Origin of the sequence: Mucilaginibacter gynuensis (assembly GCF_039541195.1) — a bacterium.
Classification (GTDB): Bacteria; Bacteroidota; Bacteroidia; order Sphingobacteriales; family Sphingobacteriaceae; genus Mucilaginibacter; species Mucilaginibacter gynuensis.
Map to the genome: position 1 here is coordinate 1 of NZ_BAABFT010000005.1, position 14,789 is coordinate 14,789.

At 43.9% G+C, this 14,789-nt stretch carries 11 protein-coding genes; 4 read left to right on the plus strand and 7 right to left on the minus strand.

All coding sequences use genetic code 11. The features are described from left to right. Window positions 1-302 precede the first annotated feature (302 nt). The 3 genes from ABD894_RS11175 (at window position 303) to ABD894_RS11185 (ending at window position 4,118) form a co-directional block, all read left to right on the plus strand. Entirely contained in the window at window positions 303-602 is a 300-nt protein-coding gene (locus tag ABD894_RS11175; RefSeq protein WP_345211111.1) for a hypothetical protein, read from the plus strand. Window positions 603-826: 224 nt separating this feature from the next. Then, window positions 827-1,633, plus strand: a complete 807-nt coding sequence (locus ABD894_RS11180; RefSeq protein WP_345211112.1) for an alpha/beta fold hydrolase — start codon at window positions 827-829, stop codon at window positions 1,631-1,633. A gap of 4 nt (window positions 1,634-1,637) precedes the next feature. Beyond that, a complete protein-coding gene (locus ABD894_RS11185) occupies window positions 1,638-4,118 on the plus strand; it encodes a hybrid sensor histidine kinase/response regulator (RefSeq protein WP_345211113.1) in 2,481 nt (826 codons plus the stop codon). Window positions 4,119-4,166: 48 nt separating this feature from the next. Here the strand turns inward: ABD894_RS11185 and msrB are convergent, their stop codons facing one another. From msrB to ABD894_RS11220, 7 genes are all read right to left on the minus strand, one after another. Continuing rightward, window positions 4,167-4,688: a peptide-methionine (R)-S-oxide reductase MsrB gene (gene msrB, locus ABD894_RS11190; protein WP_345211114.1), complete on the minus strand. Its 522-nt coding sequence runs from the start codon at window positions 4,686-4,688 to the stop codon at window positions 4,167-4,169. 116 nt (window positions 4,689-4,804) lie between these two features. After that, complete coding sequence (gene msrA, locus ABD894_RS11195) at window positions 4,805-5,443, minus strand: peptide-methionine (S)-S-oxide reductase MsrA (RefSeq protein WP_345211115.1); 639 nt, start codon at window positions 5,441-5,443, stop codon at window positions 4,805-4,807. Between the two features lie 127 nt (window positions 5,444-5,570). After that, complete coding sequence (locus ABD894_RS11200) at window positions 5,571-7,424, minus strand: ATP-binding protein (protein WP_345211116.1); 1,854 nt, start codon at window positions 7,422-7,424, stop codon at window positions 5,571-5,573. 193 nt (window positions 7,425-7,617) lie between these two features. After that, a complete protein-coding gene (locus ABD894_RS11205) occupies window positions 7,618-9,996 on the minus strand; it encodes an ABC transporter permease (RefSeq protein ID WP_345211117.1) in 2,379 nt (792 codons plus the stop codon). Between the two features lie 190 nt (window positions 9,997-10,186). Then, window positions 10,187-10,789 (minus strand): trimeric intracellular cation channel family protein, encoded by a 603-nt coding sequence (locus tag ABD894_RS11210; RefSeq protein ID WP_345211118.1) that lies wholly within the window; start codon window positions 10,787-10,789, stop codon window positions 10,187-10,189. 31 nt (window positions 10,790-10,820) lie between these two features. After that, a complete protein-coding gene (locus ABD894_RS11215) occupies window positions 10,821-11,675 on the minus strand; it encodes a sterol desaturase family protein (protein WP_345211119.1) in 855 nt (284 codons plus the stop codon). 126 nt (window positions 11,676-11,801) lie between these two features. Further along, window positions 11,802-12,836, minus strand: a complete 1,035-nt coding sequence (locus tag ABD894_RS11220) for an aldo/keto reductase (RefSeq protein ID WP_345211120.1) — start codon at window positions 12,834-12,836, stop codon at window positions 11,802-11,804. Between the two features lie 351 nt (window positions 12,837-13,187). Between ABD894_RS11220 and ABD894_RS11225 the strand changes: the two genes are divergently transcribed. After that, complete coding sequence (locus ABD894_RS11225; protein WP_345211121.1) at window positions 13,188-14,459, plus strand: NAD(P)/FAD-dependent oxidoreductase; 1,272 nt, start codon at window positions 13,188-13,190, stop codon at window positions 14,457-14,459. Window positions 14,460-14,789: the final 330 nt, after the last annotated feature.

Sequence of the window (14,789 nt, forward strand, 5' to 3'; positions counted from 1 at the left end):
CCGGACTTTCAAAAGTAAAAAAGGAGTATTAGCCTCTTTCGTCAACATCGTTTTAAATACGTGTCATGAGGGCCCTCTATGTTTCTCCTTTTCTTCTGATCTATTATATTACAAAGATATGAGAGGGAGGTCCAGCGAAGCGTAGACCGGGTGAGTTGACTATGCGCTTTGTTTAACACTTTAGTTGACGGTTACAGCCTCAAAAAGAAATTAAAAAATATCCAAATCGACACAAACTGAATAAACCAAATACAAACAACTATGCTCCTGCATTGTACTATTAATAATAAACATAAAAGGATATGGTAATTGTAAAAATAGGCGAAGGCACTATGCAGGCAAGGCAAATAGAAATAGTTACCGAACGCGGCATTTGGGATAGTGGCGTATACAAACTATTCAACAGCGGTTTCCTGCCCGAGGATGGTACAGATAAGAAACCCGAGCCCACAGATGAAAACAATCCCGATTTTTTAGGCACTATCAATCTTAATAAAGAAAATGCCACCTGGGCATACTCCGGCAAACACTTAAGCAGCGAAGAACAAAAGGAAATTGCCGATTTTATAATGGATTATCAGGTACCCGACAGTGTTTATTAGGCAAACCATACTCACTTCATAAAAATCAATTCATTCGCGGTTTCGCCCCAATAAAATACATTACACAAAGTTTAACTTCCGGCTAACCTAAAATTAAAACCTTCGTTTCCAGCTATATTTCGAATATTATTTTCATTTAAGGGCATTAGCGCTAATGTTTTGTACAGGAGGAAACCTATATTCGTTTTTTTACGTAAACCCCGAATACGGTTAATTTTTGTGCTATGACCTCACATCTGAAAAAGAAGAATAACATAAATATTGAGGGCAATCTTGATGCCGCACAAACCATCATTTTCGCCCACGGTTTCGGTACCGACCAAACCGCATGGGACGCCGTTAAACAGGCTTTTAAAGATGATTACCGCCTCGTGCTATATGATAATGTAGGTGGCGGCCATGCCGATCCGGCAGCTTACAGTCCTATAAAATATAATAAGCTGAACAGCTACGCGGATGACCTGCTGGCGATAGTAAACGACCTGCAACTGGAAGATGCCATTGTAATTGCGCATTCTGTAAGTTCCATGATCACCCTGCTGGCCAACGTTAAAAATCCAGCTATTTTTAAGAAAGTGTTTTTTGTTGGCGCGTCGCCAAGGTATTTGAACGATGAGAGCGAGAACTACACCGGCGGCTTCACCCAGCCCGCTTTGGATAGCATGTACGAAACCATGACCACCAATTACTATGCGTGGGTAAGCGGCTTTTCAGCAGCTGCAATGGGCAATCCCGATCAGCCCGAACTGGGCGAAAGCTTTGCCCGTACACTGGGCGAGATCAGGCCGGATGTGGCTTTATCAGTAGCGAAGGTGATATTTGAATCGGACGTGCGTAAAGAGCTTGGCAAGCTGCAAAAAGAAACCCTGTTGCTGCAAACACAGCACGATATAGCCGTACCGCAGGAGGTTGCCGAATACCTTAACCAACACATCAGCAACAGTAAATTATTATATGTTGATGCCGAAGGGCACTTTCCGCACATTAGCGCTCCCAATCAGGTGATAGCGGCCATAAAATCATTTATATAACGCTTTGCAACAACAATATACCAATATCAACTGGGCTAAACGGGCTTTAAATTTTATCGCCCGTTTAGGTATAAACGATAGTTACGAGCATTGGACAGCCATAATGCAGCGTAACATGGCTTATTTGCAGGAGGCATCAGGCGCCGATCAGGTTATGCTGATCAAGTACGAAGACGCGCTTACCGCCCGCGTGATAGAAAAAGACAGTGCCGATGGTGATTCTGTATACATAAGCCCCGAAATTCTGGAAGTATTTAACGATGGGCATCAACCCAAGTTTTATCATCTACCTGTCGGGGCATTTAAGCCCGAATTGCTCTTGCTGTTCAATTCGCCGGCCGCGCTGGTGATGCTGCCTGTAAAACAGCTGGATTTTACCAGTTATATGCTGCTGGTATGGCAAAACGATATTGATTTCAGCGAAGATTTTGTGGAGTTTATCAACGCCTGTTTCAGCAAGATCAACGAAACCGCTAAACTGGCACGCACCTATTACTCGCTCGAAGAGTTGAAGGTACGTTTTAACGCCATTTTGCAAACCGTACCGCAAAGCATTGTTTTTATTGACGATACCGGCAATAACAGCTGGGTGAACGAAGAAGCTGCCAAACTGTTTAATATAGATGGCGGCAATGTAGAGCCCGCCCGTCTTTCGGCAGCTATGCAGCAGTTGCGCGCCAAAGCCAGTAATAAAGAAGATATTTTTAAGCGCGGTATGCAGCTCTTTCAATCGAAAGATAAACGGGTGAAGGATTGGCAATGGATCTTTACCGAACCCGACCTGTTTGTGCTGAATGTTTGCTGCACGCCTACCCTATCCAAACACATCAGCGGCATGTTGTGGACGTTTGACGATATTACCCAGCAATACCTTTTCGACCAGCACCTTAAAGACCTTAACGTACAGCTGGAAGAAAAAAGCCGCCTGGCCGATGCTCAAAATCAGGCTAAGTCGGAGTTTTTAGCCAACATGAGTCACGAGATCCGCACGCCGATGAACGGTGTGATTGGTATGACGAGTTTGCTGCGTAATACGCAATTGAACGAAGAACAGTTCGACTTTGTAGAATCTATCCGCATCAGTGCCGACTCCCTGCTGGAGATCATTAACGAGATTCTCGATTTCTCAAAAATTGAATCGGGCAAGCTCGAACTGGAAGAGCACCCTTTCTTCATCCATAAAATAGTTGAAGAAACTTACGACCTGCTGGCGCTAAGGGCACATGATAAAGGGCTCGATCTATTATACGTAATAGAACCCGATGTGCCGTTAGAAGTTATCGGCGACATGACCCGCCTGCGGCAAATTGTAGTGAACCTGGTAGGCAACGCCATTAAGTTTACCGACCACGGCGAAATACTCACCAGCATTAAACTGGCCAACAAAATTGATGATATATACGAACTGGAATTTTCGGTAAAAGACAGCGGCATCGGTATCCCCGAAGATAAGATGCATAAACTGTTCAATTCCTTCTCGCAAGTTGATTCATCTACCACGCGCAAATATGGCGGCACGGGGCTTGGGTTGGCCATCAGCGCCCGTTTGGTTGAAAAAATGGAAGGCCGCATTTGGGTTGAAAGTGAGGTTAACGTTGGTACCACCTTTAAATTCACCATCCACATAAAGGCCAGCACCGGCGTTAAGGAGTATAAGCCTGTAAAAATACCTAAAGACCTTGCAGGCAAGCGTGCGCTCATTATTGATGATAACCTAACCAACCTGCGCATTTTGCAAGGCCATTGCGAACACTGGGGCATGCATGCCGATATATTTGAGCACGGTGCCGATGGCATAAAGGCCATTGAACACCAACACTACGATATCGCCATTATTGATATGCTGATGCCTGATCTTAACGGCATTGAAGTAGCCAAACAAATTGTAAACAAATACGGCAATAAGATGCCGCTGGTACTGTTCAGTTCGGTGGGGCACTTTCCTCCCGAACATAAAAAAGACCTTAACCTGTTCACCGCTGTGGTTGATAAGCCCATAAAGCAATCGTACTTTCAAAAAATGCTGATGGATAAACTGGCACAGGCACCGGTACAAAAAGTAGAACCAGGCACGCCTGTAATTGCTGCCAACGTAACCGTTCCGGATACTACCTTAAGTGTGCTGGTTGCCGAGGATAATATCATCAACCAAAAAATAGTAATTAAGGCGCTCCAAAATATAGGGCAAACCTGCGATGTAGTAGCTAACGGACTGGAAGTGCTGTCGTCGTTGCAAAGGCAGCATTACGATATAGTGATGATGGATGTGCAAATGCCCGAAATGGACGGCTTACAGGCCACCCGCAAAATTATTGAAGAATACGGCGACAACAGACCGGTAATTATAGCCATGACAGCTGGTGCTTACGAAAAAGACCGCGAAGAATGTTTTGAAGCCGGTATGGACGATTACATTATCAAACCATTCGACTTTGAAGATTTTTACCAGAAGATCAACTTTTGGAAAGGCAAGATCAATAAATAACAAAAAAGACCTTTAGCCGATTGCTAAAGGTCTTTTTTGTTTATTCCCTTATTTGGTTAAACCATCCGGTTCAAAATCAAGCGAAACAGAGTTCATGCAATATCTTTTATGGGTTGGCGGAGGGCCATCGTCAAATATGTGCCCTAAGTGCGAATCGCAGCGGGCACAGGTAACCTCAATACGCTGAATGCCCAATGAATTATCTTCGTTATAGTTTACACTGTTTTTGCGCACCGGCTCAAAAAAGCTCGGCCAACCGCAGGTGCTTGCAAACTTAGCATCCGATTTAAAAAGTTTATTACCGCATACCGCGCAATAGTAAGTACCCTTGGTATCCTGTTTCCAGTATTTACCGGTAAATGCGCGTTCGGTATTTTGTTCGCGGGCTACGGCGTACAGGTCGGCTGGTAAAATCTTCTTCCACTCCTTGTTTGATACCTTTAAATGTTTGGTATCGGTATTGGAGTAATAAGGGTTGTTTTCGTGCCCTGCCACGGTTTTAGCTTGCTGCGCGTAGCTTTTGCCGAACAGCAGTAGTATGATGGTGGCTATACTTAGTATTGATCTCATTGGTTATCCATTTTACTATATGTTATTGCGAGGTACGAAGCAATCCCGTAGCTGTTCAAATCAGCTCTGTATACGACGAGGTTGCTTCGTACCTCGCAATGACATGATTTTTATACTTAGTTCTTCAGTTTATTTTTAAACACCTTCCTGAATTTTTCCAATTCAGGCTGTATTACGTATTTACAATACTGCTGATCGGGGTTAAGGTTATAAAAATTCTGGTGATAATCTTCGGCCTTATAAAACACCTTGTACGGCGCTACCTGTGTAACTATCTTATTTTTATAGGCCTTAGCAGCATTCAGTTTATCAATATAATAAACGGCTTTTGTTTTCTGATCCGCATTGTGGTAAAATATGGCCGAACGGTACTGCGTACCTACATCGTTGCCCTGGCGGTTAAGCTGCGTTGGATCGTGCGCTACAAAAAAGGCTTCCAGCAATTCATCATAAGTAATTTGCTGCGGATCGTAAATAATATTACAAGCTTCGGCATGGCCGGTTTTGCCGGTGCAAACCTCTTCGTAACTTGGGTTAACGGCGGTGCCTCCTGTAAAGCCTGAATACACCTTCTTCACTCCTTTTAATTGCTGAAACTTGGCTTCGGTACACCAAAAGCAACCAGTAGCAAAAGTAGCGGTATCAACCTTGGCGGCTTTACCATTTACCGGCGATGTTATTTTTTGCGGCGATGATGCAAGCGCCGCGTACCCTACTGATAAAAGCAGGATCACTGAACAAACTATTTTCTTCATATTTTTTTAAGTAGTATCCCTGCCGGGTTATGGCAGATTTAGCTTAGTAACGAAATTTAATAGCGCTTGGATGCCACGGAGAAAAAAACTGATTTAGGGCTGACAATCTGATTTTAATAACGGTTTGTTAAACCGGCAACTCTATATAAAACGAAGTACCCTTGCCCGGTTCGCTTTCTACCCATATTTTACCGTGATGCGCCTCGATGATCTGCTTGCTGATGTACAGGCCCAAACCAAAAGGCTGCTCACCCTGCGTACCCGAACGGCGGGCTGTAGTAAACGGATCAAAGATCTTACTCTGCATCGCTATCGGGATGCCTATACCCTTATCTTTTATCACTATCAATATATCCTTTTGTAGCAGGCGGGTATCTATCAATATCTCGCTCCCCTCAGGGCTAAACTTAATGGCGTTCACTACCAAGTTGTTGATCACCCGCCACAACTTCTCATTATCGCCATGTATCTTCACCCCTAAATTGGTATTGAGCAGCAATTCCTGGCTTTTTTCTTTAGCACGCAGGCTAAGTAATTGTATCGACTGACTTAACAGTTCATCAAAATCTATTTCCTCAATATTCAGTTCCTGCTGGCTGTCGAAATCTGTTTTTTGCAATTCGTTGATCAGTTCGAGGCAATTTTTGGTAGATACCTTTATCAGGTTAACGTACTCGCTGGTTTCTTCGGGCGTGGTATCATCATCAATCATGGTGGTGATGGTGTAAATAGCCCCAATTGGGTTACGAAGATCATGCGCTACAATTTTGATCACACGCGCGTAGTTCTTGTTCATCACATCCAGCGCTTCCATGGTAGTTTCGGTTTGCTGAAACTGGGTACGTAACACCTCGGTGGTACGGCGCGATTGTTTCCAGTTGCGCCATAGTACAATGATGATAACAATGGTCATTACACAAATGAGTATGGCCAGTACCAAAAACTTTTGCTGATAATCGGCCTGTACCCTTGCCGAATCCAGTTGCTGATCTTTTATGGCATATTCAATGTAATCAATCCCCGAACTGTTATCAACCTTCTCCTGTTCTTCGCGGATGGTAAGTAGTTTTTGGCTGTAATAAAATGCTGTCGCGGTATCTTTTTTACCGTTATAAAAATCGTAAAGTTTTTTAGTGATAGATTGGGTGTAAATGCGATATTCTTTATCGTCGCTTATCTTTAGTGCCTGCTGATAATAGCCTACCGCCCTTGCCGAATCTGTTTTGGCAAATATATCGCCAAGATCTATCAGCATATCCAAACTCAGGTAATAAAGATTTCTTTTCAATACATCGTTAACCGTTTTTTGTAACATGGCAACGCCCTTGTCGCGCTCACCATTATTTACATAATTATCAGCAACCAACTGCTCAATAGCCAGCATTACACGCTCATCTTTATATTTGGCGGCTATTGTTTTCGCTTTATCAATATACAGATTAACAGAATCTTTCGGTAATCTATCCGAATACATTAGTACATAATTGTACCATACCAGTGCCATTATAGAATCATGACCCAACTTGCGGCCAAGACTTACGGCTTCTTTGAAACCCTTTATAGATTTTTGATCCTTACCAATTTCATTAAATACCTGGGCAATGTTCATGTGTCCCTGCACCATATTGGAGGTATCATGAAGTATCTTATACCGGTTATAGGCATCGTTGTAATAACGGAGGGCGAGTTGCAGGTTTCCCTTAATATCGTAAAAAATGCCCAGGTTATTGGTGGCATCGGCCATGCCTTTGGCATATTGCTGCCTTCCGGCTATATTACGTGCCTGGGCGGTATAAATAAAGGTACTGTCAATATCATCTTCATACATCAGCATGGCCAGCCGGTTCAGCGCGTCAACATAACGCAGGCTATCTTTTATAAGCGGCAGCTGCCGTTTTAAGTGCCGAACTTTTTCTGCCTGGCCGTAACAAACAGTAACACAAAATAATATAAATACAAAAACTACGGATATTTTCTTCATTGGTTAGTCGCGCCGTGCTTAATTAAAGATATATAAATTAATTAGCAAGATGTAATTTGATCATTATTTATCTTAAAATGAACAAAAAGCGATTTTGTTGAACACAATGCATATTAAAGTAAAAAACTACCGCAATAATCCTGTAAACAGTGATTAAAACGGCAGTCTTGTTTTTATTATGATGACGTATAGGTTATTCGGCCTTTATGCTGCGCACGGGGTTGGCCAGCGCGGCTTTAATACTTTGATAACTAACTGTTAACAGGGTAATTACTACCGCGCCAACCGCTGCCAGCGCGAATATCCACCAGGCAATTTCCGTACGGTACTGGTAGTTTTGCAGCCAGCTATGCATAAAATAATACGATAGAGGCATAGCTATTACCAACGCTATTATAGCCAGCACCACAAAATCTTTTGATAGCAGGCGCCATAATGTAAATATGGTAGCCCCCAGCACCTTGCGGATCCCTATCTCCTTGGTACGTTTTTCGGCCATAAAGGAGGCCATACCAAATAAACCCAGGCAGCTGATAAATATGGCCACAATGGTAAAGAAAGCCGCCAGTTTACCAATGCGGCTCTCGGCCGAAAATTTGGCTGCGTACTCGTTATCGGCAAATTTATAGCTGAAAGGTTCTTGCGTGTAGCGCTTATGCACATCTTCAATGGTACGCAACGCGGCTGTCATGCTCATTTTAGGGTTTACCCTGATGTTTAACACGCCGCCAATGCTGGTATCTGGATAAAATATAGTTTGCTTGGCCGGTTCGTAAGGCGATTGCATTACCATATCTTTTATAACACCGAGTATCTTATAATTTTTACCCCATTTTACGGTTTCGCCTACCGGGTGCTTCATACCCATGTATTTGGCTGCCGACTCGTTAATAACGATACCGCTCGAATCGGTAAGAAAATCTTTTGAAAAATCGCGACCATCAATAAACTGCCAGCCCAGGGTGCTGCCATAACTTTGTGTGATACCGATGGTACCGAAATCGTCGGTCATGTTGGGGTCTTTGCCTTTCCATTCCAGACCGCTGCTGTTGCTGTTTACACTGGTTACGGGGCTTGATGATTCGGCCACGTCAAGCACAGCGCCCGAACTAATGAGCTTTTGCCTTAATACGGCGAAGTGCGTATGCAGATCGGCAGTAGCCATATCGATGGACAACAAACCATCACGATCATACCCTACCGGGCGATCTTTTGTGTGCTGTATTTGCCTGAAAACGATCACCGTACCAATAATAAGCACTACCGAAACAGTAAATTGTAATACTACCAGTACCTGCCTTGGTATGGCAGCAAAACGGCCCATTCTGAAAGTACCTTTAAGCACGCTCACCGGTTTAAATGATGACAGGTACAATGCGGGGTAACTGCCTGCTATTAAACCCGTAATCAATGAAAACGACAGGCAGCAGGCCCAAAATGTGGGGTTGGTCCACAAAATGGTGATCTTTTTATCGGCCACGGTATTAAAGAAAGGCAGGCATAATTGTACCATCAGTAAACAAACCACAAATGCCAGCGCCGTGATCATCAGCGATTCGCCGAAGAACTGCCCGATCAGTTGCGCCCGGTTTGAACCTATCGATTTAAGGATGCCTACCTCTTTGGCCCGCTTCTCTGATCGCGCGGTACTCAAATTCATGAAGTTGATGCAAGCCAGCAGCAGTACAAATATGCCGATAGCGCCAAACATATATATATATTGTATCCGGCCGCCGGTATTTACGCCCCCTTTAAACTCCGACCACAGGTGCCACTTATCCATACCATGCAGAAAGATCTGCGGATTGAACCTCATATCCCGCTTGCCTATCTTGCGTAGTTTTACATCTTTTATTTTTGCCGATAGCCTGGCCATATCGGCATTATCGGCAATCTGTACAAACAGTTGAAAAGAGTTATTGAACCAGTTGGTTGTTGAGCGTTTTATCCAGGGTTCGGTGGTGATGTAGAGATCCCATGGTGCTAAAAATTTGGTGTCGTAAAATTCTGTATTGTAAGGTAGGTCCTCGTAAACTCCGGTAACTTTCACCGGGAAATTGTTATCTATCCTAAGCGTTTTACCCATTGGGTCGGCATCGCCAAATAATGCTTTTGATACCGATTGGCTGATCAATACCGATGACATATCGCTAAGGCCGTTGCGGGTACCTTTCAGCATGTTAAGGGTAAGCATTTGGGGCGCGTCGGGCTGCATATAGGTGCCCGATTGCGAGATCTTTTTATCATCAACCGATAGCATGTGTTTCCATGTCCACGATGACATGACCATATATTTAAAATCGCTGCCGTAACTTTTGCGCATCTCATCACCCAAGGGGAACGGAATAGCCGAACTGGTACGTATGGTACCATCAAAGCTTTGGTGTTGCTTTACCTGCGCAATGCGCGAATAATTTTGATGGTATTTATCAAAAGACAATTCATCCCACATCCAGAGGCCAATTAATATGGCTACTACCATGCCTACTGATAAACCTGCAATGTTAATGAAAGCGTATACTTTGTTTTTTACAAGGTTACGCCAGGCCATTTTTATATAGTTCCTGATCATAAGTATGTTAAGGTTATGGATATTTAGCTAAACCACTGTAACCCAAACCAATATCTTGCCTTAAATACAATTAATTAAAAATCAATACGTTAATAAAAATAAAGCCTGTAAAACTGTATCGTAACCGAACAGTACAACGTTCGGATTTGTACGTTGCGCATTCACATTAAAGCGATAAAACCACTAAGATTTACAGGGCCGGCAGCTTCCAGTTTTTACGATAGGCGATGATGCGGATGCTGCAAATAACTATTACGGCAACCATTTCGGTTATTGATTTGCCGCAGGTATTGATGAGCATAAAATATACCACACCGCCAATGATACAGGCCGTGGCGTAGATCTCCTTATGAAACAATACAGGAATATGATTCAGCAAAATATCGCGGCATACGCCGCCAAAGCAACCGGTTATGGTACCCAACGCTACACAAACACCCGGGTGCAAACCTGCCGCCAGCCCTTTTTGCAAACCAATAACGGTAAACAAACCCAGGCCAAGCGCGTCGAACAAAAAGAGTGTTACTTTGAAATTGCCTATCCGCTTTTTAAACAATATGGTGATAATGGCCGTGGCTAATATGACTACCGGGCCGGTAAGATCCTGCATCCAGGTAACCGGGGTGTGGCCAATGAGCACATCGCGGATGGTACCGCCGCCAATAGCAGTAACAAAACCGATGATGATAACACCCAGTATATCCAGCTTTTTTTGCATAGCCGAGTATACGCCCGAGATAGTGAAGGCAATAGTACCGAGTATCTCGATAATGGCAGAAAGGCTGTTTGGCATAAGCAGGTGTTAAAACTGCTGTAAATTTAGCTTATCCCCGGCTATTCTCGTTCAAGGCAGAAAGATTTACGTTTTGCTCAAATTCGGCAGGTGCTGATGATTGATAGGTTTTGGCGCGTTTTCTACTTAAACGCTGTTCCTGTATGCGGTCGTACTCTTTTACGTAGTCGGGATTTTCGGTTTTAAGCAGCCTGTCCCACAGCCTGAAATACAACCCGTAGTTACCCTTAAACTTACTATGATGCAAGTTATGATGAACCGATGTATTAAAAATTTCGAACAGGAAAGTTTTACGCAGCCATTTAGGCGCAATCTCATAACCAAGGTGCCCGTAAACATTAATAACAAAGCCCGTCAGCACAAATAAGATCAGCGTAATGAAATGCATCGGAATAAGCAGCGTGATCACCAGCAATACCAAACCTTCGGCAACCGCTTCAAGAATGTGAAACGAGTAGGACGTCCACGGTGATGGGTTGGTTGATTTATGGTGTAATACGTGCGCGTACTTAAACAGACTTTTGTTGTGCAGCAAACGGTGCATCCAGTAAAAATAGGTATCGTGCACCACAAGGCTTAAAAACAAACTGACCGGGATCCACCATAAAGGGTAATCAGTTATGCCCTCGTAAATTCGTGTAAAGCTTTTAAAAGGCGTGTATAAAATAGCGAAACCAATAACCGTGAATACCGCTGTAGTTTGTATAGAATGCAGTATATCCCGAAAAAAATCGCTCCCGGCAGCTTCCCGCTTTTGTATTTTTGATTGACTGTACCAGCGGTTAAGCAATTTATAGTACAGCAAAAAAGGTATCCCCGCCAGTACAAAATACCTTACGGTTGATATGCTGAATAGCCTTACAAAAATTTCAATAACCTGTTGCATAATTACTTAACCTAAGTTAGCATATAAAACCGGTTAATTCATCTTATATTTTTATCCGCGAACAAAAAATGCAGTCCCGGTTAGGCGGAACTGCATTTTTTATATAGTCTTAAAATAAGGACCTTACTACTTATAAAAATTTGGCAGCGGGTTCAGTTTGGTATCCTGGCGCTGGTGCCAGTACGGGTATATTGGGTCGGTATAGCTGGCGGCGTCCAGTTTCTTCACCTGGTCTGCGGTTAAGTTCCAGCCTATGGCGCCTAAGTTTTGTTTCAGTTGTTCCTCGTTACGGGCACCTACCACTATGTTAGCCACCGTAGGGCGTTGCAATAACCAATTAAGTGCCACCTGCGGTACGGTTTTGCCAACTTCTTCGGCCACTTCGTCAAGCGCGTCAACAATATCATATAAACGCTCAAAGTTTGTTGCCGGGCCATGCGAACCTCCCTGGCTGATCCTGTTATCATCGGGTACAGGCACGCCGCGACGGAACTTGCCGCCTAAACGGCCCGACGATAACGGGCTCCAAACTATGGTACTTACCTTTTGATCTATACCGGCAGGCATCAGTTCCCATTCAAACTCACGGTCGAGCAGTGAATAGTAAGCCTGGTGCGCTATATATTTAGCCCAGCCATATTTTTCTGATGTTGACAGCGATTTCAGCAAATGCCAACCCGAAAAGTTAGAGCAGGCAATGTAGCGAACCTTGCCAGCAGAAATAAGGTCGTCAAGGGAACGCAGGGTTTCTTCAACGGGGGTGTTACCATCAAAGCCATGCATGTGGTAAACATCAATATGATCGGTTTTTAAGCGGCGCAAACTATCCTCGGCCGATTTGATAAGGTGGTAGCGCGATGAACTTACATCATTGGGGCCGCCGCCCATTTTAAAGGTAGCTTTTGTTGAAATGATCACTTCGTTGCGGATACCTTCCAATGCTTTGCCTAATATTTCTTCAGATACGCCGTGTGAGTACACATCGGCAGTATCAAAAAAGTTAACGCCTGCATCGATACAAAGGTTTACCAATCTTTTTGCTTCGTCGAGCTGTGTATCGCCCCAGGCTTTAAAAAATTCGTTACCACCGCCAAAGGTAGCAGTACCAAAGCTAAGCACAGGCACTTGTAAGCCCGATGCACCTAAAAATCTGTGTTCCATAAATAGTTGTTTAGTTAATTCCAAAAAAAGGGTTGACAAATCACTTTTTTGTCAGCCAAAATTCATAAAAGGCATTAAGCAGAACTGCCCTTATTTATTGACGTTAGTGTTACAAATACACCATTAAAATTATGTCAATTTGTATACTAAATCGATTTAATTCTATTAGTCGCACATAAACATAACATACTGTTAATCAACTAAAAGAAAACAAAATATAAACTTAGCACAAATAACAATTTGTATTTAATACATAGATAATTCAATTTCGATACGGCATATCATCAGCAACAATTGATAAGGGCAACGGAAACATGATGTACTGTATGCGAACTTTAAATAGTTAATAAAATGAAAACTCAATTAGTGCCAAAAAAAATTGTAATTATAGGCGGTGGATTTGCAGGCGTAAACCTTGCACAGGAACTGCTAAAAAACAACAACTATGACATTACACTGGTAGACAGGCACAACTATAATTACTTTCCTCCCCTGCTGTACCAGGTAGCTACCAGTTTCCTGGAACCATCAAACATCAGCTACCCTTTCCGTAAATTATTCAGGAATAAAAGCCTGCGCTTCCGCATGGCCGAACTGCAAAAGGTTGATACACAAAACAAGGTAGCCTACCTGAGCAACGGCAGCATTGAATATGATTACCTGGTATTTGCAAGCGGCGCCAAATCAAACTTTTTTGGTAACGAGAACGTGCAGAAATACGCCATCCCGATGAAGACCATTGATGATGCGCTGAAAATGCGTAACACTTTGCTAAACACGCTCGAAAAAGCAACCCTGGTTACTGATGCCGAAGAAAAAAGAAAACTGCTTACCATCGTAATTGCCGGCGGTGGCCCTACCGGTGTTGAAGTAGCGGGCATGCTTGCCGAATTACGCAAACGGGTGATTCGCAGGGAGTACCCCGAGCTGGCAGGCTCACCAAGCCAGATCTATATTGTAGATGGCGGCCCTAACCTGCTGGCCCCCATGAGTGAGAAAACCCATGCCGCGGCCCGTAAAATATTGACCGATCTGGGTGTTATTGTAAAATCGGGCATTCAGGTAAGGGATTACGACGGCAGCGTGATCACCCTCTCAACAGGTGAAACAATTGAAGCGAAAACCCTGATATGGACGGCCGGTATTACCGCCAACACCTTCGAGGGTATCCCCGAAACCAGCCTGGGTATTGGCAAACGTATGGTGACCGATGAACATAACAAAGTAACCGGCCTGGATGATATCTACGCCATTGGCGACTCAAGCGTACAAATTACCGATCCGCTATATCCAAAGGGACACCCGCAACTGGCGCAAGTGGCTATACAACAAGGCCGTACCCTGGCTAAAAATTTTACAGCCATGGCAACAGGCAAAGCCCTTGTACCATTCAAATACTTCGACAAAGGCGATATGGCCATAATTGGCCGTAATAAAGCAGTGGTTGACCTGTTTAAGAACAAGCTCCACTTCGGTGGCTTTTTAGCCTTGTTTATGTGGCTGTTCGTACACCTCATTTCACTGGTAAATTACCGCAACAAATTCCGCACGCTCATCAGCTGGGCAACTGCCTACATCTCACGCGACAGGTCGTTAAGGATGATATTCAGGCTTAAGGATTGAGTTGAGCGGGTAAGGTACAGTTAACAATTGTACAGTGCTCCCCGTCAGCAAATAGCTTCGGGCGAAAACGGGCAGAACTTTGGTGGGCACGAGCGCAAAGGCGGGCATAGGAACTTGTTGCATGTGGGGCGGGATAGCGCGGCTGGGCAAAAGTTCCAGCCCTAAGTTCTGACCGTTTTGCAGGGTACGGCCATGTGCGGCAAAGAAGCCTTTTGCTGGACTTGCGTTTTTGCTACTTTTGGGGCATAGCCAAAAGTAGTAGCCCCTGCGGCAATGAGCAGACTGGCTTTAATAACAGCACAAGCTCAACCTAAGTAGAGATTGCTTCGT